This window comes from Labilithrix luteola (assembly GCF_001263205.1).
Lineage (GTDB): Bacteria > Myxococcota_A > Polyangia > Polyangiales > Polyangiaceae > Labilithrix > Labilithrix luteola.
In genome coordinates this window covers 9,369,346-9,395,663 of sequence record NZ_CP012333.1, presented here as the reverse complement: position 1 = coordinate 9,395,663, position 26,318 = coordinate 9,369,346, and the positions used below count along the sequence as shown (strand labels likewise).

The window sequence follows — 26,318 nt, the reverse complement described above, 5'->3', positions numbered from 1 at the left end:
ATTTGGGCTCCGGACGAGTTACCGTGCGGTCGTGAGTCGAAGTCAGACTCGTGGGGAGAGGACCGAGGAGCTACTCGAGCGCTTGCTCGAAGTGGCTCCTGGCGGCGTTGCTCATGTCGGGCGTGACGGGCGATTTCGCAGCGTCAACGCCGAGGCCTTGCGCTTGCTCGGGGAAGACTTCGACGCCGTTCGCGAGAGCAGCTTCTCGGGCCTCCTCGGCGACGTCGTGGACGAAGACGGCGCGCCGAGCGAGTTTCCGAGCCGCGTCTTCGAGACGGGCATCCCGCAAGGGCCCGTCATGGGCTCGATTCGCCGTCCCGACGGCGAGGTCGCATGGCTCGTGGCCCGTGCCGAGCCGCTGTTCGACAACGACGGCGGCGTCGAGAGCGCCCTCCTCACGTTCGTCGACATCACCGCGCGCAAGCGCGCCGAGGAAGATCTCCGGCGCAGCGAGCAGAAGTGGCAGGGGCTCGCCGAGAACCTTCCCGACTTCGTGCTGATGGTCGATCGCGATGCGCGCATTCTCTCCATCAACCGGACGCTGCCCGGCCTGACGGAGACCGACATCGTCGGCCAGAGCGCGATGGACTTCCTCGAGCCCTCCGGGCGCGAAGAGTACCTGCGCCGATTCGCCGAAGCCGTCACGACCGGACAGAGCGTCACCTTCGAGATGCGCGCGCGTGGCGAAGACGGCGATTGGACCTGGTTCGAGACGCGCGTCGTTCCCTTCGACGAAAACGGCCGCGTGGAACGGCTGCTCGTGGTCGCTCGCGACATGACGGAGCAGCGCGCGATGCTGGCGAGCCTGGCGGAGAAAGAGCGACTGGCCAGCGTGGGCATGATCGCCGCGGGCGTGGCTCACGAGATCATGAATCCCCTCACCTACGTGCTGGCGAATCTCGAGTTCATCAGCAACGAGAGGAACCTCGACCCTACGCGCACGCAAGCTGCGCTCCACGCGGCGCTCGAAGGTGCGCGGCGCATGCGTCAGATCGTGTGGGATCTGCGCTCTCTCGGCCGAACCGGCGTCGAAGAACTCTTCTACGTCGACGCGCGCAGCGTCTTCGAAACAGCGCTTCGCCTGGCCGGCCCCGAGGTCCATCGGTCGGCGAACGTCGTCGTCGAGATGGGCGAGCTCCCTGCCGTGCTGGCGAGCGAATCGCGGCTCTGCCAGGTCTTCGTGAACCTGCTCGTCAACGCCGCGCAGTCGATCGAGAAGGACCGCGAGGCGTTCGAGGGCAAGAAGCGCGAGATCCGCATCTCCACGAAGCACGACGGTAAGCGCTTCGTCGGCATCTCCGTGCAGGACACGGGCGAGGGCATCGAGCCCGCCCTGCTCAAACGCATCTTCGAGCCCTTCTATACGACCAAGCGCACGGGGACCGGCCTCGGCCTGTCGATCTCGCGCGAAATCATCGAGCGCATGAACGGACGCATCGAGGTCGAGAGCCAGCGCGGGGTGGGGACCACGTTCACGGTGTGGCTGGCGACGATGCGCGCTCCGAGCAGCGTCTCGCTGCGCGCCGTGGCGGCCGCCCAAGAGCTGCCGGAAGACTGATCGCCTCGCGCCCTCAGCGCGACGATGGGACGCGCCAGGCGTCCAGCAGCGAATCCGGAATCTCGTCGGTGCGCCGGCGCGCGAGCGAGACATAGCTCCACCCCGGGAGGAGCCCCGCGAGGATGGCTCCCAGCACGCCTGCGATGATCGGCACGCTCGGTCGATCGATCATGTGCGAGAACAGCCACGAGACCACGCCACCGATCGCGGCGACGCTCACGGTGCCGAGCGCTGCGCTGATCCAGATCGCGATGCGGTGCGCGAGCGCGACGCGCAGCAGGACGAAGACGGCGACGGCCGCTGCGAGCGCCGCGATCCACGCCTGAAACAGCGCAAAGACGCCTGCCCCGACCACCAGAGAAGCCGTCGCATTGGCCCACGCCGCCACTTCCGCCGCTCGACCGGCGCGCGATTCGTGCATGATCCCGCGAAGCAGCGAGACGAAGGAGAACCCTCGCCTCGCATGCTTTCTCGCGCGGGATGGGCGACGCTCCGTCACTTCCCGACAGACGGAGCCCGCCGGGAAGTATTCAGAGCGCCTTCCGGGCCAGAGTCAGTGCCAGAGATCGAGCGCCAGCGGCGCGTCGAGCTCGTCCGTAACGGTGCCATTCGTCGCAGGCCGCGCGGCCTTGGCGCCGTTCGCCTTGTACGAGTGGCTCGCCGTGGGGAACGTGCCACCACGGACCTCCGACACGTACGACGCGAAGGCATCGACCGCGAGGTTTCCGAGCTCGGCGAAGCGCTTCGCGAACTTCGGCTGGTGACCGCGCGACAGCCCGAGAAGATCGCTGCAGACGAGGACCTGCCCATCGCAATCCGGGCCGGCGCCGATGCCGATCGTCGGGACGGAGAGCGCCGCGGTGATCTCCGCCGCGAGATCGGGCGGAATGGCTTCGAGGACGACGGCGAACGCGCCGGCCTGCTCGATCGCGAGCGCATCGGCCATGATCTTGTCGGCCCCGTCGCCCTTGCCCTGGACCTTGAAGCCGCCGAACGCGTGGACGCTTTGCGGCGTCAGACCGACGTGACCCACGACGGGAATGCCGACGCGCACGATGCGGTGGACGTGCTCGGCGATCTCCTCGCCGCCCTCGAGCTTGATGCTCTCGCAGGCGCCTTCCTTCATGAGCTTGCCGGCGCTCTCGACCGCCTGAGCAGGCGAAACCTGGTAGCTCATGAACGGGAGATCGCCCGTGAGGTGCGCCCGTCCGAGTGCCCGGGCCACGGCCCGGCAGTGGTACGCCATCTCGTCGAGCGTCACCGGGATGGTCGTACTCAGGCCCTGCACGACCATGCCGAGCGAATCGCCGACGAGGACCATGTCCACGCCGGCCTCGTCCGCGAGGCGTGCCATCGTGTAGTCGTAGGCCGTCACCATCGCGATTTTCTCGCTCGGGCTCTCGCTGCGGCCATCGCTACGGCCGCCGCTACCAATCGAGGCCTTGCGCGCGCGCAGCTCGGGGACGGTCACCTTTTGGACGCCTTTGGCGCCCTTCGTCGCTTGAGGTCCGTACATGTCTTTTGGGTCACGGCCCGTTGCCGGGTCCACGCCTTTCTCCTGCTGGATCTAGCGCCAGCGGACGGACCCGACAAGCTCGGATCGTCCGCCGCTCCGGACGCGCTTCGCGATCGCGTCAGGGGTGATACAACGGGCGACGAGATGGCCGCGCGTCAGTCCCCCCGAGTCACCAGGTTTCCTACGTTTTTCGTTGCGGTCGCCCTTGCTTCGGCGGGTTTCGTCGCAGCATGCGACAAGGCCCCCTCCCCGCAGGGCCTCAAGGAGTGGACACCCGCCGACCACGACCCCGAGCTTGGCCGCGCCTCGGCCCCCGGAAACGCGAACCAGGGCCCCCGAGGCGACGGCGGGAGTGCGCTCGCGACCGTGGTGGAGGTGACCTGGCAGAACCAGTGCTCCACCTGCCACGGCATGCAGGGCCACGGAGACGGTCCGCAGGGTCCGATGTTCAAGGCGCCCGACCTCTCGCGTGAAGATTTCCAGTCTCGCGTGAAAGACGACGAGATCGCCTCCACGATCACGAACGGCAAGGGCCGCATGCCGAAGTTCGAGATCCCCGACGAGGTGGTGCGCGGCCTCGTCCTACGCGTGCGGTCGTTCCGTGGAAGGTGACGAGCACGTCGAACCGTCGGCTTCCCCGCTCGCTCCGTCCCCCGTTCGGCGTCGGTTGCGAGGCCTCTTCTTTCTCATCGGCGGTGCGCTCGTGACGCTCTGGTTTGCCACGAGGAGCCCGCGCGAGCAGCACGTACGATTCGTGCTCGGTCCGCACGCGGCGGAGGTCACCGGGCTCGACGTTCAGTACCTCGAGCCAAATGGCGAGGTCACGAGGGAGAACGAGATGCGGTTCGAACCTGGTCAGGCTCCGCGCATCGTCACACACGAACCTTCGCTGACGGACGGTGAGTATCGACTGCGGATCGACGTGGACACACGGGAAGGTCGCCGCAGCGTCGAAAGACAGGTTACCCTGTCCGGCGGGAGCACCTCGGTCGACCTTGCCGGAGTGATCTCGAAAACGCCGTGATCGCCAGAGAACCATGACCGAGCCCAAGTCTCCCGAAGACTCACGCGTGGTCGAGTCCGCCGACGAGGCGCGACGATCGCCGCGTTCCTCGAGTGAAGGCCACGACGAGATCGCAACCCGCGCCGGTGGCTCCGTCGCCTCCGCGCCCGCCGGAACGCTCGCGTTGGTGCTCACCGGGAACCACAAGGGCACCTCGAAGGTCGTCGGTGGACGCCTCACGATTGGCAAAGCCGCCGACAACGACCTCGTCCTCTCCGACGACACCGTCTCGCGCCACCACTGCGAGATCGTCCGCGCGCCCGATGGCCTGCACGTGCGCGACCTCGACTCCACCAACGGCACGAAGATCGACGGCACGCGCATTCGCGAAGCGATGGTGCAGACCGGCAGCGTGCTCAAGGTGGGCGAGGTCGAGCTCCAGTTCAAGCCGACCGTCGCGCGCGTCGAGGTGCTTCCCAGCGAGAAGAGCAACTTCGGTCCGGCGATCGGCCAGAGCTTCGCGATGCGCACCATCTTCGGTGTGCTCGAGCGCATCGCGCCGACGGACGCGACCGTGCTGCTCGAAGGCGAGACGGGCACCGGCAAAGACGTCCTCGCGCGCGCCATCTGGTCCGCGAGCCAGCGCGCAAACAAGCCCTTCCTCGTCGTCGATTGTGGAGCGGTGACCTACTCGCTCATCGAGAGCGAGCTCTTCGGTCACGAGCGCGGCGCCTTCACGGGCGCCGTCTCCGCGAGGCAGGGCGCCTTCGAGCTCGCCGAAGGCGGCACGGTTTTCCTCGACGAGATCGGCGAGCTCCCGGTCGACGTGCAACCGAAGCTCTTGCGCGTGCTCGAGACGCGTGAGTTTCGTCGCGTCGGCGGTAACAAAACGCTCCAGTCGAACGTTCGCGTCATCGCCGCGACCAAGCGTGATCTCCAGCGCGAAGTCGCTGCCGGCAAGTTCCGCGAGGACCTCTACTTCCGACTCGCCGTCGTTCCGGTGACGGTGCCGCCGCTACGCGCACGCCGCGACGACATCCCTGCCCTCGTCCAGCACATGCTCAAGGCGTCGGGCGGCGCGGGACTTACTGTCCCGCCCGAGACCATGCAGGCGCTCGCTGCGCACGATTGGCCCGGCAACATCCGCGAGCTGCGCAACATCCTCGAGCGTTCGATCTACATGGCTCAGGCCACGGGCTCGACCGAGATCAACATGGTCACGCTTCCGTCCGCCCAGTCGACGGACATCACGGCGTTCCACTTCGAGCCCGAAAAAAGCTATCGCGAGACGCGTGCGAAGTACGACGGCGAGTTCGAGCGCCGCTACGTGAAGTGGCTGCTCGGCAGGCACAACGGCAACATCAGTGCGGCCGCGCGAGAAGCGAAGATGGACCGGAAGCACTTGCACGACATGGCCAAGAAGCATGGGCTTCGTGGCCATGAAGCTGAAGAATCCTGAGCTCGTTCGTGCGCGGCGCGAGGCCGCATAACGACGACGCGAGCATTCTGACGACTTGAACTACCCGCGCGTCGCGGGCAGATTCGAAGTTCATGACGCGGACGCTCGCTGGCTCCGGAACGTCACGCTCGCGAAGTGCTCGCCCCGTGCGAGGCATCGCGGACGAGCCGCTCTGGTACAAAGACGCGATCATCTACGAATGCCGTACGCGGTCGTTCTTCGACAGCAATGGCGACGGCATCGGTGATCTGAAGGGGCTATCGAGCAAGCTCGATTACCTCGCCGACCTCGGGATCACGGCCCTGTGGCTCTTGCCCCACTACCCGTCTCCGGGGCGAGACGACGGCTACGACATCGCCGAGTACACCGACATCCATCCCGACGTCGGCACGCTCGAAGACTTCGACGAGCTCGTCGAGAAGGCGCACCGGCGAGGCATTCGGGTCATCACCGAGCTCGTCATCAACCATACGTCCGACGCGCACGCATGGTTCCAGCGCGCACGACGCGCGCCGAAGGGATCGCCCGAACGCGACTTCTACGTGTGGAGCGACACGGCCGAGAAGTACAAGGACGCGCGCATCATCTTCCGGGACTTCGAGCCCTCGAACTGGACGTGGGATCCGGTCGCCAAGCAGTACTTCTGGCACCGCTTCTTCTCGCACCAGCCCGATCTCAACTTCGAGAATCCCGCGCTCCACGAGGCGCTCTTCGGCGTCGTCGATTTCTGGCTCGCGCGCGGTGTCGACGGTCTCCGCCTCGACGCGATTCCGTATCTCTTCGAAGAGGAAGGAACGAACTGCGAGAACCTCCCGCAGACGCACGCGTTCCTGAAGAAGCTGCGCGCCCACATCGACGAGAAGTGGCAAGGCCGCATGCTCCTCGCGGAGGCGAATCAGTGGCCCGAAGACGCCGCCGAGTACTTCGGCGACGGCGACGAGTGCCACATGAATTTCCACTTCCCGATCATGCCGCGCCTCTTCATGTCGATTCACATGGAGGACCGGTTCCCCATCATCGACATCCTCAAGCAGACGCCCGAGCTGCACCCCACTTGCCAGTGGGCCATGTTCTTGCGCAACCACGACGAGCTCACCCTCGAGATGGTGACCGACGAAGAGCGCGACTACATGTATCGCGCCTACGCGCACGAATCGCAGATGCGCATCAACCTCGGCATCCGCCGAAGGCTCGCGCCGCTTACCGGCAACGATCGACGCAAAATGGAGCTCCTGAATGGGCTCCTCTTCTCGATGCCCGGCACGCCCGTCCTCTACTACGGCGACGAGATCGGCATGGGCGACAACGTCTACCTCGGCGATCGCAACGGCGTACGTACGCCCATGCAGTGGAGCGCGGACCGCAACGCGGGCTTCTCGCGCGCGAACCCGCAGCGACTCATCCTGCCGATCATCATCGACCCCGAGTACCACTACGAGGCGCTCAACGTCGAAGCGCAGCAGTCGAACCCCAACTCGCTCCTTTGGTGGACGAAGCGCCTCATCGCGCTGCGAAAGCGGTTCCGCGCGTTCGGACGAGGCACCGTCGAGTTCCTCCAGCCGTCGAACCCGAAGGTCCTCGCGTTCATCCGGAGCTTCGAAGACGAGACGATCCTCGTCGTGGCCAACCTCTCGCGCCACGTGCAAGTCGTCGAGCTCGACCTCGCCGCGATGAGCGGCGCCACGCCCGTCGAAGTCATGGGCGGCACGCGCTTCCCCGCCATCGGCGAATCGCCCTACATGCTGACGCTCGGCGGTCACGACTTCTACTGGTTCAGCGTCGAGCCCGCGCAGCCTAGCGTGGAGGAAGAGCGCCTCAGCCTGCACGGCGCCATCACGCTGCTCTGCACGAACGTCGACGAGCTCCTCTTCGGCTCGGAGCGCCCGCTGCTCGAAGAGGCCCTTCCCGCGTTCCTCGAGGCGCGCGGGTGGATCGACGGCACCGTCTCGCACGTCAAGGTGATCGATGCGGTGCGCGTGGGAAGTGTCGAGCTCGGCACCACCCCAGCCACGGAAGAACCGACCACCACGCCGCTCGTGTTCGTGTTCGCGCGCGTCGACTATGCCGAGGGCGGAGACGCGGAGACGTTCGCGCTCCCGCTCGTGACGGTGGCGACCGAAGGTCGAACGGTGACGCCGCCCGCAGCGGCAGGCACCATCGTCGCCCACCTTCATTTCCAGGACGTGAAGGGCAACGCCACGAACGGCCTTCTCCTCGAAGCCACGAGTGAAAGTGTGGCGCGCGCGCTCTACGACACGATCGCGAAGGGCACGACGGCGCGCGGCGCGAACGGCAAGGTCGTCGCGTCGTCGACGCCAGGCGCGTCTCTCGACGAGGAGAGGCGCGAGACGCGCATTCTCACGGCCGACCGCTTCGGTGCCGTCGTCGCGCAAGGCACCTACGGGGTCGTCAAACTCTGTCACCGCCTCGAGGAAGGCTCGTCGCCGGAGCTCGAGAACGGACGATTCCTGACGACGCTCGCGGCCCCCGAGAAGACGCCGCTCGAAACCGAACGCGCTCGGCTCACCCCGCGCCTGCTCGGCCAGGTCGAGTACCGTCATGGACGCACCGAGGCGTCGACCATCGCGATGCTCGAAGAGTTCGTGCAGAACGAAGGCTCCGCGTGGGAGCAAGCGCGGTCGGAGCTCGTCCGCGCGTTCGAACGCGTGCTTGCGCGATCGGCCGAAGAAGCGGCGCCCGTGGTTCCGCTGCGTCCGGTGATCGAGCTCGCCTACCTCGAGCCGCCCGAAGCTCACCGCGAGCTCATCGGCACGTATCGCGATTGGGCCAAGCTCCTCGGGGAGCGTCTCGCCCAGCTCCATCTCGCCCTCGCCTCGTCGACGGACCCGAATTTCGAGCCCCACGTGTACTCGACGATGGATCAGCGCTCGACGTACCAGACGGCGCGCAACATGGTCGGACGCACCCTCGTCTCGCTCCGGCGTGCGCGCCCCGATCTACCGACGGCGATACGCCACTCGGCCGAAAAGGTGCTCTCGAGCGAGGAGCGCATTCTTGCGCGCTTCGAGCCGCTTCTCACGCAGCGCATCGAAGCCAAGCAGATTCGCTACCACGGTGACATGCACCTCGGTCGCGCACTCTTCACCGGCAAGGACTTCGTCATCGTCGGTACCGGTGGAGGCCGCGACCGTCAGCCCTCCGAGCGACGACGACGCGGCAATGCCCTCCGCGACGTGGCGAGCATGATTCGCTCCTTCCACTACGCGGCGGCCACGGCACTCCGTTCGCTTCGCCCCGAGGATCAGGAAGTTGCCGCCGCCTGGAGCTGGATCTGGCAGCGCTGGGCCTCGGCAGCTCTCCTGCGGGGCTACCTCGACACGGCGCAGCACGCTCCGTTCATGCCGAAGAGCACGCCGCTGGTGTCCGTTCTCCTCGAGGTCTCCCTCATGGAGAAGGCCTTCGCCGAGCTCAGAACCGACCTTCGGGGAAGACCCGAGATGGTCTGGATCCCCCTCCAGGGCATCCTGCGCATGCTGGGCGAAGAGTAGCCGGACCGACTTGCCCGCGGGCCAGGGCTCGGTCACTCTCCGGGGCCTTGAACCTTCCAGCTGCGCTATCGCTGACGGCCGCCACCGTCGCCATCGTTGCGGCGATCCTGGCGTTCGGGCTGTCGTCGGCCCCAGCCTGGCGTGAGCTCCGTTGGTTCGGCCTCTGCGCGCTGACCGGAGCCGCCTACGAGCTCGCGGCAGTTCCGATCACGCTCGACGTCTCCGCTCGCACCATCGCCCTGTCTGCGTACGCGGGGAACTTCGCGGCCGCCCTGCACGTCGCTTGTTGGTTCAAGTACTTCGCGGCCCGCCAAGGACGGGTGACCGCCCTCTTCGAGCGCGCGGCCATGGCGGGATGCGTGGCCATCGGAGTCACGGGCGTCGTCCCGGGCTTCTTGGTCCAGCCCGATCGTGTCCACGTTCGCTGGGTCCCTTGGCTCTCGACCGCCTACGTTGGCGCCGAGCGCACGGCCATCGGCCATGCGGTCCTGCCCTATTTTGCGGGGGCCCTCGTCATCCTCTTCGTCCAGTCGGCCTACCGCTGGGCGAAGGGCGCGCCTGGCGCGTCGTCGTTCACCATCGGCCTTGCCTTCGTCCTCGTCGGCGCCGTGTCCGACACGCTTGCGTTCACCGGGCTCACGACGGCGCCGGACGTGCTCGGGATCTCGCTCCTGCTTCTCGTGCTCTTCGGCGGCGGCACGATCGCCTCACGATTCATCGCCCACGCACGCGCGCTCGAAGCCTCGACGGCGAGCCTCGCCCTCACCCAGACCGAGCTCGTGAAACGCGAGCGTCTCGCCGCGGTCGGCGAGCTCGCCGCCACCGTCGCCCACGAGGTCAAAGAGCCGCTGACCCACATTTTCCGGACCATCGGGGAGCTCCGCGCGCTGCCGCCGGGGTCCCCCGAGCAAGACCCCCTGCTCACCACGATCCAGCGCGAGGCGGAACGCCAGCGCGACATGGTCAAGGAGCTCCTCGCCTTCGCTCGTCCGCGCGCCCCGGTCTTCGCGCCGGCCGACGTATGTGAGATCGCGTCCGCCGCCATCGAGACCGCACGGCGCGCGACCGACGCCGCGCACGACGACGTGACGCTCCACTGCAAGACGGCCAGCGTTCTCGTCGAATGCGACGAACAGATGCTGCGTCAGTGTCTCGTGGAGCTCATCACGAACGGTCTGGTCGCCGACGGCCGCACGCGTCCCGTTCGTGTCGACGTAGCCCTTCGGGGCGACGAGGTCGTCTTCACCATCGCAGGCAATGCCCGCTCCTCCGCCAGCGATTCCGGCGCGACGCGCTCGCTGGCCTCGCACGCCAAGCGACTCGGGCTCGCCATCGCCAAACGCGTGGCCGACACGCACGGCGGCACGCTGGAGAGCTCGTCCACGACCAGCGATGGCGCGTCCGAGCTCGTGCTTCCTAGAACGCCGCGCTGAGATTCAACCCCACGATATACGCGCGCGCATTGTCGACCGGCGTGCCGGCCAGCGTGTACTCCTGGTAGTCGAACTGCATCACGTCCGCGGCAGCGCCGACCTTGAGGGCGGTGAACATGCCGAGGAGACGCTTTTCCGGGTTGATCGCGTACGCGATGCGCCCGCCGAACGTGATGCTCCAGAACGGCGAGAGCTCGCGGTCGCCCGTCCAGAACTGGCCCTTCGGACCGAGCGGAGGATCGCCGCCCGTGTAGTCGTCGCTCCAGAAGACCGCGCCCGACTGCTTGTAGAAGCGGCCTCGTCCTGCCACGCGGAAGCCCTCGAAGAGGTACTTCTCGAGCTCGAGCTCACCGGTGCCGCTCGTGATGTCCCAGGTGTCGTGGTAGACGCGGCCCGTCACGCGGATGGCGAGCTTGATGGGGCGGAGGAAGAAGTTCGCGCGCAACGACGCCGACTGACGCGTGCGGTTCTCCGGATGGTGCTCCTGCGACTTGAGCCCTTGCGCGAGGATGATGCTGCGGTACGGATTGCTCTGGAATCCGTCGATGATCTGCGCCGTATAGGTCGCCTGCGTGGCGAACGTGGGCGTCCACGCTTGGGTCCAACTCGCCTGGAAACCGTCGATCGCCACCGAGTGACGCGTGCGCAGAGGGTCCGATCCGGTGAAGCAGCCACTCGAGTTTTCGAGGGCACGGAAGCGCGTGGGCGAGTCGTTGACGGCCTGGACGCGATCGCAAACGAGATCGAAGTTGCGCGCGTACGAGATGTCGAACTGCGTGTTGTGCTCGTACGCCTCGGTGTGCGCGCCGACGAAGATCGAATTCGAAATGTAATCGTGCTCGATCGAATACGTGTACTCGGCCGTGTACGAGACGTCGCCCTTGCGAACCGTGATTCCGCCGCGAGGCGAATGACGAAAGTCGTGGACGCTGGCCGTGGTGATGACGTCGACGCCGGGATTCACGGCCTGATAGGCCGGGCCGGCCTTCACCGCCACGCTGGCACCCGAGACGATGTCTGCCTCGTACCCGCCGCGAACCGTGATCCAGCTCGCGGGGCTCGCCGAGAGCGACACACCCGGGGTGTACACGAACATGTTCGTGCGCGTCGGCGACTCGTAATAGACCGTCTGCGCCGTATCGAGCTGGGCAACCTGCGCGCGTGCAGGCGCCGCTGCGAGCGAGGTCGCACCGAACGCAGCCGCCGTCGCGAGGGCGACGCGGAAACGGAATAGAGCCTTCAGTTGCAGCCGCATCCTCCGCCCGAGACGCCACCACCGCCGTAAGAACCTTCGCGGTTGTCGACCGCGTGCCTGAACTGCGCGTTCGCCTGCGGATCACCTTCGAACTGCATGATCGGATCGGCGAGCACCGAACGCTGGGTGGCGCGCACGGTGACACACGCCGACGAGCCCAACGCCGCGACGGCGAACAACGCGAAAACCAGGCGTGAGGGCGTCGCCCGGGGAGAGTGACCGTTCCGCATGGGTCCTCGCTTGTGCATCAGAAGTAGACTCCGAAGCCACCCGAGTAGGTCTGGGCGTTCTTGAAGCTCTCGGCGTTGAAGAGCGTGAGGTTCGTGGCTTCGAAGCGCACGAGGATGCGGCCGCGCAAGGCCATGAGGAAACCGCCGCCAGCGCGCGCAAGGTAGAGGTCTTCGCGCTGCAGCACGAAGGAATCGGAGTTCGGGCGGATCATGATGCCGCCTGCGCCGATGCCGAGGAACGGACACACCGCCCAGTTCGGAGCGAAGTTGATCGTCGCGCCGCCGCCGTAGAGGATCTGCGAGCCATCCGCGGTGAGCGCGTCGGCGATGAAGCCGTCGAGCGTGACTGTCGGGTGAATGACGATCGAAGGACGCGCCTCGAGGTACCCGAACGCACGCTTGCTGCCATCACGGATGGGGATGTCGAGAATGCCGCCGACAATCGCCAGACCTGCATGGGCCCCCTGGAGCGGCGGCGTCGCAAAGAAACCGGGCCGTGAGGGTGCCTCCGGTTCGCCAGGCCGTACCGCGAAGACCTGCATCTCGTCGCCGAGCGCGTACGCGGTTCGTCCGTCGGGGAGCACGACGCGGAGCCAAAAGCCCGTGCCTTGCCGGCCGTCGATCGCGAGCGTCTCGCCACGCTGCGCAGTCGAGATGACGCGATAGGAAATCCCAGGTCCGGAGCGCAGGTCGGCCGAGTCGACGACGACCCGCGCAAAGGCCTCCGGATCCTCGGCGCGTGCCTCGGAGGAGGCGGTGGACACGATCGCGAACGACGAAAGGCTCAGAACTGCGGCCAGGAAGATGCGAGCGAGGCCTCGCCTCATTTCTGCGCCCACTGCCGGATGACGTCGACGACCGGATCGGTGCGGTCGAAGATCACCCGAGGATGGTTTTGACCCGTCGGACGCAGATAGATCGGCGCCGTCAGATAATCGCGACTCATGACGAGGGAGGCCGCCTGGAGATTGCCCTGGGCGGCGCTTCCCGCGCCGATCTGAGCGCGGCTGATGGGATGACCGTCGGCGTTGCAGTCGACCGGCGTGTGGTTGGAGAGGGCCATGCCGCTGACGGCGGACGAGTTGAAATGACAGCCGTTCGCCGGATCGACCCCGGGCTCCCCCGGCCCGCACTTCTTGGCGAAAAGGAGCTCCGGCTCGACGTGACAGAAGAAGTAGTCGGCGTCGAACTGGTCGTCCGGAACCACGAAATTCGGTCCGGGGTCGACGGTCGTACAGGCCCAGAGACCGGCGCAAACCGCCACGGCCGGTAGAGGAAGGAGGCCCAAAGCGCGCGTCGTACGACTCGAAAGACTCGGCCGGCCTCCTATCAGGCCCCCGGTCAGGCCACGCCTTGCGTCACGCCGCACGAGGTCGACGATAAACCGCCTTTGTCTGCGAGGTCGAGATCATGCGGCACGGCGGCGTACTTCTCCCGTGGTGTCCGTCCACCCACATCGTCGCGGCCGTCCGGACGCACTCCTTACGCACCTCGCGCGGCAATTCGACGCCGCGAAACGTTCAATGTCGCCGGAATCACTTTCGTTCGTGTTGTCAGGTAGATGGCCGCCAACATGGAACGTCGCGTGCGAAGAACGACACAAGCCGGTGCGTAAAACAGGCTTGCTTCGACAACCTCGGTCCCGATAGAAGTTTGGCCACCCCCGAGGGCTGTCGTAGCTTATCTTACATGTAGGGCGGCGCAGGTCTAGGCCGTTTCGAAACGAGCCCCGCACCCAATCCGCAACCTCCACCCCCTCACGGACGACAACTGACTGCGACGGAAGTTCGAGTCAGGTGCCTCCCGCGAGGACGCGGATGAACCAGCCGCCTCAACCTCGGAGATTCTAAGAGAATGAAGCTGACCCCCTGGTACCTCGCAGCGCTTGCCCCGATTGCAGTCGCCGGATGTTCCGGAGCGCTGATGGGCCACGTGGCCGTGCTTGCCGTAGCCATCGGCATCTTCGTCGGCACCTTGTCGCTTGGCCGCCATCAGCCGCAGGCCGGCCAGAGCATTGCCCCGCCCGCCCAGATCGACAAGGCCTGAGCGGACTGTCAGCCTAACGGGAGATATGCGTCAGCGGCTTTTGGTTCTGACCCTTCTCCTTGCTGGCCTGGCCGCGTGCAGGAGCACCGGCATCCGGGCCCATCACGGCGGCGGCGCCCCCGAAGAGCAACGTCGGGCAGCGCCGCCCGCGAAGCAGCAGCAACGGTCCACGTCGTCCGGCTCTGGTTCGCGAGCGCCGTCTCACAGCAGCGGCACTGGAAGTAGCTCGACAGGAACAACGGGCTCGACCGGGACCGGAATGGGCTCTTCGAGCACGAGCTCGGGCCCTGCACCGTCCTACGGTCCGGCCCCGTCACCGCACCCGCTTCCGCCTCCGCCGCCGCCTCCCCTCTAGCGTGCGCGGTGCTACCGCACCGCCCTCTCGATCGCGTATCGTGCGCGGTATCTTGGCGGTGGGTATGGCGAGTCGCGACCGGCTCAAGACGCTCGAAGAATTCACCCTCGCGGACCTCGAAGCCGTTCGGCTTCTTCTGCGCGGTGATTCCGTCATCGACTGGCATCGCCTGAACTTCAAGGACGAGGCCGAGATCCGCGATTTCATCCTGGCGCAGGAGTTCCACCCGGACGAGCCGGGCGACCGCGGCCGGATGAACGCCATCAAGAACGAAGCGGTCAGCTATCTAAGGCGCCACTTCGAGTATCCGATCCCGAAGCCCGTCGAGCAGGCCAGCGTCGAAGAGCTCTTCTGGCTCGCGGGCCAGCGCGGACACCGTCAGACCTGCGCGTGCACGATTCTCAAGTGCATGCACATCATCCATCACCTGGACGGGCGCGAGCTGCTCTTCATGCTCCCGATGTCCGACCAGGAGATCTTCCACCTCGTCGAGGAGAAGGTCTACCGCGTCATCGGCAGCATGCTCGCCGAGGGCTTTCCGATCACGGAGTTCGTCGGCGGCCGCAAGAACAAGGACTCGCTCTACACGAAGCTGCTGTCGAAGCGCGAAGCGGTCTCCGCGCAGATCTTCGACAAGCTCCGTTTCCGCATCGTCACGCGCGAGAAGGGCGACATCTTCCCGATCGTCCAGTACCTGCAAAAGAAGCTCTTTCCGTTCAACTACGTCATCCCCGGACAGAGCATCAATTCGATCTTCCACTTCAAGCGCTACTCCCAGAAGAACGAGCACCTACGCGCGTTCCTCCCGGAGATGCAGGCCGGCGCCGACGAGGACTACACGCCGAGCGACAACGTCTTCTCGGCCGACAACTACCGCGTCATCCACTTCGTGGTCGACATGCCGGTCCGCCTGCCGCGCAAGCTGCTCGAGCGCGCGCCGTCGAGCGCGTGGTCGCTCGGTCCGGTCGTCTTCGTGATCTGCGAATTCCAGGTCGTCGATCGCGAGACCGAAGCGGCGAACGAGCAGGGCGAGGCGTCGCATGCAAAGTACAAAGATCGCCAGAAGAAGGCGGTCATCCGGCGCCTCCAGCTCGGCATGCGCGAGATGAAGGTGAAGGGCTCGCCTCCGAAGCGCGAGGAGCCGCAGCAGGCGCCCCCGCCGAGCGTGCGTTCTCCGCGCAAGCGCGGCGGCCCCCCGAAGGCCTGAGTCGCAGGCCTGACGGAGTCGCCGCCCTCCTTCGCTTCGCGCTCGGTTCAGTCCCGAACGAAGCGAAGGATGACGGGCAAAAAGAACAAGAACGTTCCGACGACGAACGCGGCGCAGCCGATCGTCATCCCGAGGCGGAACGTCTTCGGTTCGTAGACGCCGAGCGCGGCTTCGTAGAGCCGCACGTCGGGCGATCGACGCCGACGAAGAGCCACCAGATCCTGGCGCAGCTCGAACTGGCGAAGGAGCACCTTCGCGGCATAAACAGGCGCCTGCCATGCCTGCGCTGGCGGATCGGGGTAGCGCGCGATGATCGCCGCCGCATCCGGCCTCACGCCGGGCATGGGCGCAACGGGCATGCTCGCCGAAGGCGGCGGCCCCGACGTCGCCTGAGGTGGCGCGGAGGCGAACGCTGGCGAGGGCGCGGACAAGGGCGAGGACGCGGGCGCAGGCGCGGACAAGGGTGCAGGTTGCACCGAGCTCGGCCCCCCAGCCATGTTGGAGACGCTCACCGCTCCGTAGGATCCGCTCGGGTGGGTCGCCGGGTGGACCGCCTGCATCGACCCACTCGGACGAACCGCCGCCATCGAGCCGCTCGGACGAGCCTGCGGGGCGGCCGACGTCGCCGGGCGGACGGGCATGGGGACGGCGTCGAACGCGAGATCCGGCACGCCGCCCAAACTCGAAGGCGAGTTCGGAGCCCGATTCGGAGCCCAATTCGGTGACGGATTCGATGCGGGCGCCGCGTTCTGTGGGGCGTGCCCCTGAGGCATGTGCGAAACCGCCGCCTTGTGTCCGGTCGGAACGTCGAGCTCGAGGGCGCCACCTACCCCGTCGCCGAAGAGGTCGTCGTCGAGACTCAGGCCACCCGTTCCCGCATAGGCGCTCGTGTCGCCCGAGACGGCCCCGACCGAGCTTCCGGTCTCGAGATCCAGGCCCGCTCCGTCGTCGTCGAAGTCGTCGCCGAAGTTCCGCATCGTTGCTGTTACCTCCGTGGAGAATACCCTCAAACGCTGCTCGGCTGGCTTCGCATTTCGTGCCTTCTGAGCTACCTTCGCGCCATCCATGCGTCTCTACGGCTCCAAAGTCCCCACACTCGCCCAAGAGGTCGTTCGGGAGCTCCTCGCTTCGAAGAGCATCGAGGTGGAAGGCGCGAGCGCGCAGCGAGAGGTCGTCACGGACGTCGAGTCCGTGCTCCGGAGCTATCTCGAGACCGAGCGCGTGGTGGACCAGAAGACCCGCGAGCTCCTGCAGAAAACGGCGCGCAGCAACGCCGAGTTCGGTCGCGTCAGGCAGCAGGTCGCAGAGCACCACGGCATCAAGGTGGGCGACGAAACCCTCGATCACCTCCTGGATCAGGTCGTCGCGATGCTGATGCATTCGGCGCACGTCGAAGAGGTCTTCGCGGAAGACGTCGCGCTGCGTCGAAAGATGGCCCCCGTCTTCAAGCGCCACATGTCGGTCGACACGGACGTCGAATCCGAGGTGCGCGGCCAGCTCAAACACGTACGTGAAGGAACGGCTCAGTGGGACATCGAGTACGCTCGTGTCCTCGAGACCGTGAAGAGGAAGCGCGGCTTGAGCTGACGCTTCCTTGCCCGCAACCTCCAAGCGGGTTGAAAATGCGGAGGACGGAGGCGACGACGACATGCGCAGCATGACCGGCTTCGGAGTTGGTGATTCGCCGCTTGCTGCACCAGGAGCGCCGAGCAGCCCCGCTGGCGCTGCGCACGTTTCGGGGAAGCTGGTCGTCGAGATTCGTGCGGTCAATCACCGTTATCTCGACGTGCGTGTCCGCGTGCCGAGCCAGCTGCTCGATCTCGCGTCGACCGTCGAAGGAATCGCGCGCGAACGCCTTTCCCGTGGACGGTTCGACGTTCTGGTCCGCGTCGAGGGAGCCGCGCTCGGAGCGGTAACGATCGATCACGATCGCGCGCGCAGCATGTTCGTCGCGCTGAGCGCCCTCCGCGACGAGCTCGCCCCGAACGCCGAAGTTCCGCTCTCGCTCCTCTCCGCCGTGCCGGATCTCTTCGTCCCGGCGATCGAGCAAGGCGACGCCGTGCGCGAGCCGCTCGCCGCCGCCTTCGACGCGGCCCTGAAATCGCTCGATCAGATGCGCCACCGCGAGGGCGCCGCACTCGGAGAAGATCTGGTCCGCCGACTGACCACCGTGCGCAAGCTCGCCCTGGCGATCTCCGACCGCTACCCCGTGGTCGTCGACGCCTACAAGAAGCGCTTGAAAGATCGGGCGGAGCGACTTCGGCTGGCCACGGACGTCGAGGTGGACGCCGGCCGCCTCGAACAGGAGATCGCCCTCTTCGCCGACCGCGTCGACATCGCCGAGGAGCTCACGCGCCTCGAGAGCCACGTGACCCACTTCGAAGGGCTCCTCGCGCAGACGGACGCCGTGGGACGACGCCTCGACTTCTTGCTCCAGGAGATGGCGCGCGAGGCAAACACCATCGGCGCCAAGAGCCAGGACGCGGCGATCGCCCACTCCGTCGTCGAGCTCAAAGCCGAGATCGAACGGATGCGAGAACAGGCGCAGAACGTCGAATGAAACGCGAAAAAACGGCTAGTATGTGCGCCTGATGGCCGACCCGTCTTCCCCCATCCGCGGCACGTCTACAGCTGGACACGGCTCTGGCCAGGGCGTGCTGGCCGCCGACCCGTTTTTGCTCCTCATTCTTTCGTCGCCGAGCGGTGCCGGAAAGACCACGCTCACGCGGAAATTGCAGGAGCGCTTCCCTGCCCTCCGCTTCAGCGTCTCGCACACCACGCGGAAGCCCCGCGCGAACGAGATCAACGGGCGCGACTACCACTTCGTGACGCGCGAGGAGTTCGAGCTCCTGGTCGAGCGCGATGCCTTCGTGGAATGGGCAGAGGTACACGGCAACTGCTACGGCACGTCTCGCGCCGAGATCGACCGCGCCCGCGCCGAGCCGGACTGTTCCGGGATGATCTTCGACATCGACTACCAGGGCGCCCGTCAGATCCGCGCCAAGCAGCACGATGCCGTCGCCGTCTTCATCCTTCCGCCCTCCATGCTCGAGCTCGAGCGTCGCCTCCGCGGCCGCGCCAGTGAGAGCGAAGAGGTCGTCCAGCGTCGCTTCAAGGCGGCGATGATCGAGATCGAGCACTACGGTTTCTTCGACTACCTCGTCGTGAACGACGATCTCGACACCGCCTTCCGTCACCTGGAAGGCGTGGTCCTCGCCGAGCGTTCGCGTCGCTTCCGTCGCGCCGATCTCGCCGAGCGTCTGCTCCGCGCCGGCAAGCTCTGACGCGCGGTACGACAGGAAAACAGGAAAACGGGCTCCGCGGGAATCGCTGGAGCCCGTTTCTCATTTCTCATTTCTCGTTGCGCCCAGCACGAGCGCTGTCTTGCCGCTGCAACTCCGGCAGAGAGCTCCCCCGTCAGCGTACCTGCGGCCAGCCCGCAAGCGCATATTCGATGGCCCAGTTGACGAACGTCACGACGAGGGATGCGAGCGCGGCGACGATGCACCCCGAGAACTCGACACCGGAGATCTTTCCGGCAACGAGAAAGAGGACGCCGTTGACGACCAGCGCTCCGATCCCGAACGTGAGAACGCTCAGAGTGATGGTCAGCGGCGCGAGGAAGTGCCACGCGACCGCGTTCAGGACAGCCATGGTGAGGGCAAACCCCAGAGCCGAGCCGAAACTCTTGGCACGCATTCCAGGCATGAGCTTCGCGGCGATGAAGACGCTCACCCCCGATACGAGCAGGTGCCCAAGCGTGACGAACAGCTGCTTTTGCATCGGCACCACTCTACGCCATCGCGGCAGCGGCATCCTCTACGCCGCTTTCCGGACGATCGCCCCAACGGGCACTCGGACGGGTGTCACTGGACCGGCGTAAGCGCGGGAGCCCCGTGTCGGAGTTGCGGAGTCATCGTCCCTCCTAGGCTGCGTTGGATCGCGCGAGCCAGGCCTCCAACCCGATGGATCCGAGGCGCGCCCCCTTGCCGGGAACGAGTTCGTCGCTGAACACCGTGCCGAAGTAGGGCGCGTTGGCGTCGGCGACGACGTTTCGAGAATCGTGCGTCGCGGTCATGTAGCGCTGGGCGATGTCCGAGAGACGGACCCGTTCCGGGCCGCCGATCTCGATGATGCCGTTGACCGGCTTCCCGAGCGTGAAGTCGGCCACGGCGAGCGCGACGTCATCGGACGCTATCGGCTGCATGAACCCCGAGGACAGGCGAACGACGTCGCCGTCCGTCCCCGATTGGATGATGCCGCCGAGAAACTCCAAAAACTGCGTCGATCGGATGATCGTGTAAGGAATTTTGGAGTCCCGAATCAGCCTCTCCTGGGCAATCTTGGCGCGCATGTAGCCGCTGTTGGGGAGCCGATCGTCGCCGACCACCGACAGTGCAACGTGGTGCTTCACGCCCGCCGTAGCCTCTGCTTGGAGGAGATTCCGACCGGATTTCTCGAAGAACTCGAGAACGGCCTTGTCCTCGAACGAACGCGAGTTCGAGAGATCGACGACGATGTCGGCCCCCGCGAGGACGGTGGCCAAGCCTTCACCCGTGAGGGTGTCGACCCCCGAAGCCGGTGAGGCGGGAATCGCGTCGTGGCCACGTTCGCGGAGAATCCTCACGAGCTTGGTTCCGATGAGACCCGTGCCGCCAATGACGACGATCTTCATGGTTCATCCACCCCTTCACGGCGGCGTTCCGCGCGCCGATCCGGGTGGGTGCAAGAAGCGTCCCCTTCGAAACGTTCACCCGGGCGGGACTACGAGGACGGTCATGTCGCCATCCCACCGCGGCCGAGCGCAATCGCCACGAACACGGCCTTTCGAACTCGTCGAGGACGGCCGTTTCCGAGGGACGGTGCAGACACCTACGATCGGCGTCTACGACAAGCTCGGCGTGCGCACACGAGCCGGCGCCGCGCTTCGTGCATCGGAGCTCGGCATCCTTCGGTGAGCCCCGCTCCACCTCCTCCTGGAGGCGGAGCGATCGATGATCAGCCTTCGCTCTTCGTGGGCTCTGCGCTCGCGTCGATCGGAGCGGAGGCTTCTTCCGTGGCGGTGGCGGCTTCGCCCGGCGCCGCTTCTGCGACCGGAGCTTCTGCCGGCGGAGCTTCGGGCTCGAGCGGAACGTCCGCCGCGAGCTCCTTCTTGCCGCGGCGAGCGGTCAACATGTCGATCGCCATCAGGCCGACGCCCACGCAGATCGCGATGTCGGCGACGTTGAAGGTGGGCCAGTGGTCCGTGACGATGTGACCCGGCGTTCGCTTGGCGATGAGCTCGTTCATCGTCCGAATCCACTCGGATCGGTAGTCGATGAAGTCGATGACGAAGCCATAGCGAATGCGGTCGAAGACGTTGCCGAGCGCTCCGCCGAGGACGAGCGGCAAGCCCCACTTGAGAGCGTGCTGGCGCGGCTGGAGCCGACGGTACAGCGTGACGATGAAGGCGATTGCCGCCACCGACACGAGAAGGAAGAACGGCCGTCGGACGTTCTCGCTCTGGCCCTGCAGAAGGCCCCACGCACCGCCCTTGTTCTTCGCGAGGACGAACATGAGGTGGTCGTCGAGAACGTTGACGTAGCCCGGGTACCCCTCGAGGCGCTTCTCCGCCCAGAGCTTGGTGACGACGTCTGCCACGAGCGACGTGATCGACACGACGGCGAGGAACATCGGCGACGGGCGCGGCCCGAGAATGGTCTCCGGGATCGCGTTCGCGGTTCCCGCGGGTCGCTCGAGGCGCGGCACGTCGGGCGCGATGGGCGGCTCGGCAGCGAGAGCCTCGGCGGCAGGTGCCTCGAGCCCGGAGGGAGCGGAGGGACCAGTGGGCGACGCGTTCGGTTCACCCGCGGCTTCGTTCGTCGAGCCGGTGGCCTCTTGCGTCGGGGCGTCTTGCGTGGGGCTCTCGTTCATGGAGGGAGCGGGCGCGTATGTTCAGCGTCCAACGGTTCCGGAAAGGGAGGCGAACCGTACTCAATGATGAATCCCCTGTCATCCGATTCGCGGGTCCGTTGGACGTTGCCGTCGCGCCATGAACCTGCTTGGATGTTCAGGTCAGCCACAGTTACTGAAGCGCAGGTGAAGCATGGCCGTGCGAACGAAGTCAGGGGATGCAGGCAATCCGAGGAAGCCCTCGCGTATTCGCGGCGGCGTGGCTGCGCCATGGCAACGCGAGCGCGGCGTCGATGCGGTGCTCGAGCACTGGCTCGCGAGCAACATCGTCAAACCGTGCTTCACGGCCGACGAAACCGTGCCGGGACGCGAGCCACGCACCTCCCCCTTCCCGCCGGGCCTGCCCACGCAGATCGCCTTCGCGCTTCGCGGCCGCGGTGTCGACCAGCTCTACGAGCACCAGGCCAAGGCGTTCGTTGCCGCGCGACGCGGCCCGGACGAGAAGCGGGCGGTCGTCGTCGCAACGCCCACCGCGAGCGGCAAGAGCTACTGCTTCCACCTCCCGGTCCTCACCGCACTGCTCGAAGATCCCGACGCTCGGGCTCTCTACCTCTATCCAACGAAGGCGCTCGCTCGCGATCAGGAGGCCAACCTCCGCGAGCTCATGCGTGCGAGCGGGCTCGCCGAAGGCGCGGTCGTCTACGACGGTGACACCCCAGGCGACGCGCGACGCGCGGCCCGCGAGCGTTCGGGCATCGTGCTCACGAACCCGGACATGCTCCACGCGGGCATCCTCCCGCACCACACGGCGTGGGCTCGCACGTTCCAGAACCTCAAGTACGTCGTCGTGGACGAGGTCCACACGTACAAAGGCGTGTTCGGTTCCCACGTCGCCAACGTGCTTCGTCGCCTGATGCGCGTCGCGCGCTTCCACGGCTCGAACCCGATTCTCATCGGCGCCACCGCCACGATCGGCAATCCTGCCGAGCACGCCGCGCGCATCTTCGGCATCGAGAATCCCGACGACCTCGCGGCGATCACGGAGAACGGCGCGCCCCAGGGCGAACGTCGCGTGTTCATGTTCAATCCGCCGGTCGTGAACGCGGAGCTCGGCATCCGCGCGAGCTACGTGAAGCAGGCGGTCATGCTCGCCACGGACCTCGTGAAGAGCAAGGTCCCCACCATCGTGTTCGGCCAGTCGCGCAACAACGTGGAGGTGATGCTCCGCTACCTTCGTGACAAGGTCGCGCCCGACGTCGATGCCTCGCGCGTCATGGGCTACCGCGGCGGCTACCTCCCCGAGCAGCGTCGCGAGATCGAACGCAAGCTGCGCGAAGGCGAAGTGCTCTGCGTCGTGGCAACGAATGCGCTCGAGCTCGGCATCGACATCGGCGGGCTCGATGCCGTCATTTGCGCCGGCTATCCAGGCTCGGTCGCCGCCACGTGGCAGCGCTTCGGCCGCGCCGGTCGCCGTGGCGATCGGAGCATCTGCGTGCTCGTTACCTCGAGTGCGCCGCTCGATCAGTACCTCGCGCGCGAGCCGGACTACTTGCTCGGGGCGCCCGTTGAAGAGGCGCGGATCGATCCGGACAACCCCGAGATCCTCATCCAGCACATGAAGTGCGCGGCCTTCGAGCTGCCTTTCCGTCGCGGCGAACGCTATGGCTCGCTCGACGCCGAAGAAACGAGCTCCGCGCTCGAGTTCCTCGTCCAGCACCGCGTGCTCCACGAGTCGAACGGCACGTTCCACTGGGCGGCGGACGCCTATCCGGCGAACAACGTGTCGCTACGTTCGGTCGGCTGGGACAACGTCGTCATCATCGACGCCGAACACGACAAAACCCTCGCCGAGATCGACTGGCGAGGTGCCCACACGATGGTGCACGAGCAGGCCATCTACCAGCATGACGGCGAGTGCTGGCAGGTCGAGAAGTTCGACTACGAGAACCACAAGGCGTTCGTTCGCAAGGTCAAGCCCGACTACTGGACCGACGCGATGACCTACACGACGGTCAGCGTCGTCGAAGAGTTCGGGACCTCCCAGATGGCGGAGACCGCACCCGAGCAGGCGGAGCCGAAGGTCGCCTGGCCCACGGGCTGGGGTGAGGTCTCGGTCGTGGAGAAGGTCGTCGGCTACAAGAAGATCAAGTTCTACACGCACGAGAACACGGGTTACGGCGACGTAAGGCTTCCCGAGATGCAGATGCACACCACGGCCTTCTGGCTGACGGTGCCGGAGACGGTCTGCGCGCAAATCCCCATGGGAAAGGCCGCTGCGGTCGACGGCCTCCGGGGCATTGGCATCGCCCTCGAGACCGTTTCCACGCTCGCGCTCATGTGTGATCCGCGCGATCTCGGCACCACGCTCGGCGATACCGACCTCGAAGGCATCGAGGCGAATCGCGACGACGCAAACGGCACGCCTGCCTTCGTTCCGCGCAAAGTTCGTGGAGGGCCCGCGGCCGGCTACAGCCCGACGCTGTTCGTCTACGAGCACACCCCCGGAGGAATCGGGCTTTCGGAGCGCATTTACGCGCAGCGCGAGACCCTCGTGGCCCGCGCCCGGAGCCTCATCGAAGGCTGCCCCTGCGCGGAGGGATGCCCCGCCTGCGTCGGCCCCACTGGGGACGGAAACCGAAAGCGCGTCGCCATCGAGCTCCTTCGACGGATTGCCTAGAACGCCGAATTGTTCGAGGCTCTAGCTCAGCGGGCGGCGGATGTGGCGGAGAGGCCCGCTCACGCGTAACCTCTCCCGCGTGTCACGGCGTCCGCGGCTCACGCTTTTTCTGGGAACCAGCGCGCTCGCCTGCGCGTCGCTGGTGACGCTCCTCGATGCGTGTCTACCCGGAGGCGGGCCGCCACTCCTCGAGGACGAGGACGCATCGGGCGGCTCGACGAGCCTCGGGGGTGACTCGGGGCTCTCCCGCACCGACGTCGACCTCGGCGATCCGTTCGCGCTCGGCGGCCTCTCGCCTTCGCACGGGCCGTTCACGGGCGGCACGCGCGCATTGATGAACGGGCGCGGCTTCTCCTCGAAGCTTCGCGTCTTTCTCGGTGATACGGAAGTGTCGCCGGAGTCGTTCTTGGCCAGCGACCCCACGCGCGCGGCCATCGTGACGCCCCCTGGGCCGCCCGGCTTCGTCGACGTACGCATTCGCAACGACGAAACCGCCCAGGAGCGAATCCTCAAGGACGGCTTCTACTACGACGCCTTCGTCGTCGCTCCGGACACGGGCGCCACGAGCGGCGGCACGCGCATCACGATCACCGGCAGCGGCACCAGCTGGGCCACAGGCACGACGGTGTCGATCGGCGGCGTCGACTGCACGAACGTCGTGGTCGACAGCCCGACGAAGATCGAGTGCGTGACGCCGGAAGGCACGCCGGGTTCGAAGGACGTCACCGTTACGACGCTCGGCGGCGCGAGCGCGCAGGCCCGCGAAGCCTTCACCTACAGCGACTCGCCCGACGGCTACCGCGGCGGTCTCTCCGGCGGCTCGCTCGCCGGACGCGTGCGCGTGCTCGCGTTCGACTCGATGACGGGTACGCCGATCGCCGGTGCGTTCGCCATCGCGGGAAGCTCGCTGGCGACGGGCATCGTCCAGAAGACGACGGCGAGCGGTGTCACCGAGATCAGCGGCATCACCGGTGACAAGGTCACCATCACGGTGGCCGCGAAATGCCACCAGCCGATGTCGTTCGTCGACGTCCCGGTCGACACCGTCACGGCCTACATCGATCCCGTGCTCGACGTGAAGTGCATCGAGGGCGATCCGCCGTCGGGCGGCGGTGGCACGGGCCGCTACGGTGGCGTGATCGACGGAGAGCTCATCTTCCCGGGAGGGGGTGAGTTCCAACGGATGTCGTGGACGACCGTGCCCGCGCCGACCAGGCCGACGGAGCGTCAGGCCGCCTACGTCTTCGAAGCCGCCAGCTCGCCTAGCGGCACGTTCAGACTTCCCGACGCAAGCGAGGCCATCACGCCCGACAACGTGGGCGCGAACGGCTACTCGTTCTCGATCGTCACATTCCCCGGAAACGCCACCATCTACGTCGTCGCCGGCCTCGAAGATCGAAGCGTCACCCCGCCGAGCTTCGTCCCGTATTCAATGGGCATCGCACGGGGCGTGTCCGTGCCCGCGCAGACACGCGTCGTCGGGGTGGACATCAAGATGGACATCCTCTTCGACCACCAGGTCACGATCGCGCCCGCTCCTCCTGCGCCGGGCCCGCGTGGGCCGGATCGACTTGCCTCCTCCGTCGCCCTGACCCTCGGCGCGGCGGGGTATGCGTTGCTCCCGCGCGGCACCTCCGTGGTTCCGCTTCCTGCCCCCGCCACCGTGCCCTTCGTCGGCGTTCCTTCGCTCGACCACGCGATCGCCGGCGAGCAGTACGTGCTCGGCGCGGTCGCTGCCTCGGGCTCGAACCTGGGCCTTCCTGCCAGCGTCGTGAGCCGTATCCGAACCACGAACGCGAACGATCCGGTCGCGATCGGTGGCTTCCTCGGAGTGCCGGTTCTGAGCCAGCCGAGCACCGGCACGTGGGGCGGCACGCACGTCGCGTTCTCCGGAGCCAACGGCCCCGTGGACCTTTCGCTCATCGATATCGCCTCGCAAGGAGGCCTCGTCAGTTGGACTATCGTGGCGCCGGGCGGCGTCACGTCCTTCGACCTTCCCGACATCTCTCAGCTCCCGGGCGACGACTACGTCGGGCTGCTCCCGGGCGCGATCTCGACAACCGTGTACGTTGCACGCATCGATGGCTTTTCTTACGGCCGGCTTCGCAGCGGTCAACTCGCGAAGGGCGTTTGGAACGCCTACGCGTTCGACGCGCAGAACGGCGTCTACTGAGTTGC

The 26,318-nt window shown here is 66.6% G+C and carries 23 protein-coding genes; 13 read left to right on the top strand and 10 right to left on the bottom strand.

Features of this window, described 5'->3' with window-relative positions; translation table 11 throughout:
* The first annotated feature begins 31 nt into the window (after positions 1-31).
* The gene (locus AKJ09_RS40645) at positions 32-1,558 is read left to right on the top strand and encodes a PAS domain-containing protein (RefSeq protein ID WP_146653211.1); all 1,527 of its coding nucleotides are present in this window, start codon (positions 32-34) and stop codon (positions 1,556-1,558) included.
* 13 nt (positions 1,559-1,571) lie between these two features.
* Here the strand turns inward: AKJ09_RS40645 and AKJ09_RS40640 are convergent, their stop codons facing one another.
* On the bottom strand, positions 1,572-1,979 hold the full coding sequence (locus tag AKJ09_RS40640) for a hypothetical protein (RefSeq protein WP_146653210.1): 408 nt from the start codon (positions 1,977-1,979) through the stop codon (positions 1,572-1,574).
* Positions 1,980-2,111: 132 nt separating this feature from the next.
* Entirely contained in the window at positions 2,112-3,074 is a 963-nt protein-coding gene (gene panB / locus AKJ09_RS40635; protein ID WP_146656130.1) for a 3-methyl-2-oxobutanoate hydroxymethyltransferase, read from the bottom strand.
* Between the two features lie 144 nt (positions 3,075-3,218).
* Here panB and AKJ09_RS40630 point away from each other — a divergent pair, with 144 nt between their 5' ends.
* From AKJ09_RS40630 to AKJ09_RS40610, 5 genes are all read left to right on the top strand, one after another.
* Positions 3,219-3,686 (top strand): c-type cytochrome, encoded by a 468-nt coding sequence (locus AKJ09_RS40630; RefSeq protein WP_146653209.1) that lies wholly within the window; start codon positions 3,219-3,221, stop codon positions 3,684-3,686.
* A complete protein-coding gene (locus AKJ09_RS40625; protein WP_146653208.1) occupies positions 3,676-4,098 on the top strand; it encodes a hypothetical protein in 423 nt (140 codons plus the stop codon). Before AKJ09_RS40630 ends, AKJ09_RS40625 begins: the two co-directional genes overlap by 11 nt.
* A gap of 13 nt (positions 4,099-4,111) precedes the next feature.
* A complete protein-coding gene (locus tag AKJ09_RS40620; protein ID WP_146653207.1) occupies positions 4,112-5,536 on the top strand; it encodes a sigma 54-interacting transcriptional regulator in 1,425 nt (474 codons plus the stop codon).
* A 92-nt stretch (positions 5,537-5,628) separates the two neighbouring features.
* Positions 5,629-9,045, top strand: coding sequence for a maltose alpha-D-glucosyltransferase (gene treS, locus AKJ09_RS40615; RefSeq protein WP_146653206.1), 3,417 nt, complete (start codon positions 5,629-5,631; stop codon positions 9,043-9,045).
* Between the two features lie 47 nt (positions 9,046-9,092).
* Positions 9,093-10,478, top strand: coding sequence for a sensor histidine kinase (locus tag AKJ09_RS40610; protein ID WP_146653205.1), 1,386 nt, complete (start codon positions 9,093-9,095; stop codon positions 10,476-10,478).
* On the opposite strand, the gene AKJ09_RS40605 is transcribed toward AKJ09_RS40610, so the two are convergent.
* The 4 genes from AKJ09_RS40605 to AKJ09_RS40590 are packed head-to-tail and all read right to left on the bottom strand — an operon-like array spanning position 10,462 to position 13,251.
* Positions 10,462-11,733 (bottom strand): DUF3570 domain-containing protein, encoded by a 1,272-nt coding sequence (locus AKJ09_RS40605; RefSeq protein ID WP_146653204.1) that lies wholly within the window; start codon positions 11,731-11,733, stop codon positions 10,462-10,464. The two genes, AKJ09_RS40610 and AKJ09_RS40605, sit on opposite strands and share 17 nt — an antisense overlap.
* Entirely contained in the window at positions 11,718-11,963 is a 246-nt protein-coding gene (locus AKJ09_RS40600) for a DUF4266 domain-containing protein (protein WP_169928263.1), read from the bottom strand. Before AKJ09_RS40600 ends, AKJ09_RS40605 begins: the two co-directional genes overlap by 16 nt.
* Before the next feature lie 17 nt (positions 11,964-11,980).
* Positions 11,981-12,727: an SH3 domain-containing protein gene (locus tag AKJ09_RS40595; protein ID WP_169928262.1), complete on the bottom strand. Its 747-nt coding sequence runs from the start codon at positions 12,725-12,727 to the stop codon at positions 11,981-11,983.
* Between the two features lie 59 nt (positions 12,728-12,786).
* Complete coding sequence (locus AKJ09_RS40590) at positions 12,787-13,251, bottom strand: hypothetical protein (RefSeq protein WP_146653201.1); 465 nt, start codon at positions 13,249-13,251, stop codon at positions 12,787-12,789.
* Between the two features lie 566 nt (positions 13,252-13,817).
* Between AKJ09_RS40590 and AKJ09_RS40585 the strand changes: the two genes are divergently transcribed.
* Positions 13,818-14,009, top strand: a complete 192-nt coding sequence (locus AKJ09_RS40585; RefSeq protein WP_146653200.1) for a hypothetical protein — start codon at positions 13,818-13,820, stop codon at positions 14,007-14,009.
* Positions 14,010-14,428: 419 nt separating this feature from the next.
* Positions 14,429-15,571 (top strand): TIGR04552 family protein, encoded by a 1,143-nt coding sequence (locus AKJ09_RS40580; protein WP_146653199.1) that lies wholly within the window; start codon positions 14,429-14,431, stop codon positions 15,569-15,571.
* 47 nt (positions 15,572-15,618) lie between these two features.
* On the opposite strand, the gene AKJ09_RS40575 is transcribed toward AKJ09_RS40580, so the two are convergent.
* Complete coding sequence (locus AKJ09_RS40575) at positions 15,619-16,548, bottom strand: hypothetical protein (protein WP_146653198.1); 930 nt, start codon at positions 16,546-16,548, stop codon at positions 15,619-15,621.
* Positions 16,549-16,636: 88 nt separating this feature from the next.
* On the opposite strand from AKJ09_RS40575, the gene AKJ09_RS40570 reads away from it, so the two are divergent.
* From AKJ09_RS40570 to gmk, 3 genes are all read left to right on the top strand, one after another.
* On the top strand, positions 16,637-17,158 hold the full coding sequence (locus tag AKJ09_RS40570) for a DUF507 family protein (protein ID WP_146653197.1): 522 nt from the start codon (positions 16,637-16,639) through the stop codon (positions 17,156-17,158).
* 61 nt (positions 17,159-17,219) lie between these two features.
* Entirely contained in the window at positions 17,220-18,131 is a 912-nt protein-coding gene (locus tag AKJ09_RS40565) for a YicC/YloC family endoribonuclease (RefSeq protein ID WP_146653196.1), read from the top strand.
* A gap of 28 nt (positions 18,132-18,159) precedes the next feature.
* A complete protein-coding gene (gene gmk, locus AKJ09_RS40560; RefSeq protein ID WP_420814292.1) occupies positions 18,160-18,855 on the top strand; it encodes a guanylate kinase in 696 nt (231 codons plus the stop codon).
* Between the two features lie 133 nt (positions 18,856-18,988).
* On the opposite strand, the gene AKJ09_RS40555 is transcribed toward gmk, so the two are convergent.
* The 3 genes from AKJ09_RS40555 to lspA all read right to left on the bottom strand — a co-directional run bounded on the left by AKJ09_RS40555 (position 18,989) and on the right by lspA (position 21,484).
* A complete protein-coding gene (locus AKJ09_RS40555) occupies positions 18,989-19,354 on the bottom strand; it encodes a phage holin family protein (RefSeq protein WP_169928261.1) in 366 nt (121 codons plus the stop codon).
* Positions 19,355-19,496: 142 nt separating this feature from the next.
* Positions 19,497-20,246 carry an SDR family oxidoreductase gene (locus AKJ09_RS40550; RefSeq protein ID WP_146653193.1) on the bottom strand — a complete coding sequence of 250 codons (750 nt, stop codon included), beginning with the start codon at positions 20,244-20,246 and terminating at the stop codon, positions 19,497-19,499.
* A 323-nt stretch (positions 20,247-20,569) separates the two neighbouring features.
* Positions 20,570-21,484 carry a signal peptidase II gene (gene lspA / locus AKJ09_RS40545; RefSeq protein WP_146653192.1) on the bottom strand — a complete coding sequence of 305 codons (915 nt, stop codon included), beginning with the start codon at positions 21,482-21,484 and terminating at the stop codon, positions 20,570-20,572.
* 172 nt (positions 21,485-21,656) lie between these two features.
* Here lspA and AKJ09_RS40540 point away from each other — a divergent pair, with 172 nt between their 5' ends.
* Positions 21,657-24,140 (top strand): DEAD/DEAH box helicase, encoded by a 2,484-nt coding sequence (locus AKJ09_RS40540; RefSeq protein WP_146653191.1) that lies wholly within the window; start codon positions 21,657-21,659, stop codon positions 24,138-24,140.
* 79 nt (positions 24,141-24,219) lie between these two features.
* Positions 24,220-26,313 (top strand): IPT/TIG domain-containing protein, encoded by a 2,094-nt coding sequence (locus AKJ09_RS40535; protein ID WP_169928260.1) that lies wholly within the window; start codon positions 24,220-24,222, stop codon positions 26,311-26,313.
* The last annotated feature ends 5 nt before the right edge of the window (positions 26,314-26,318 follow it).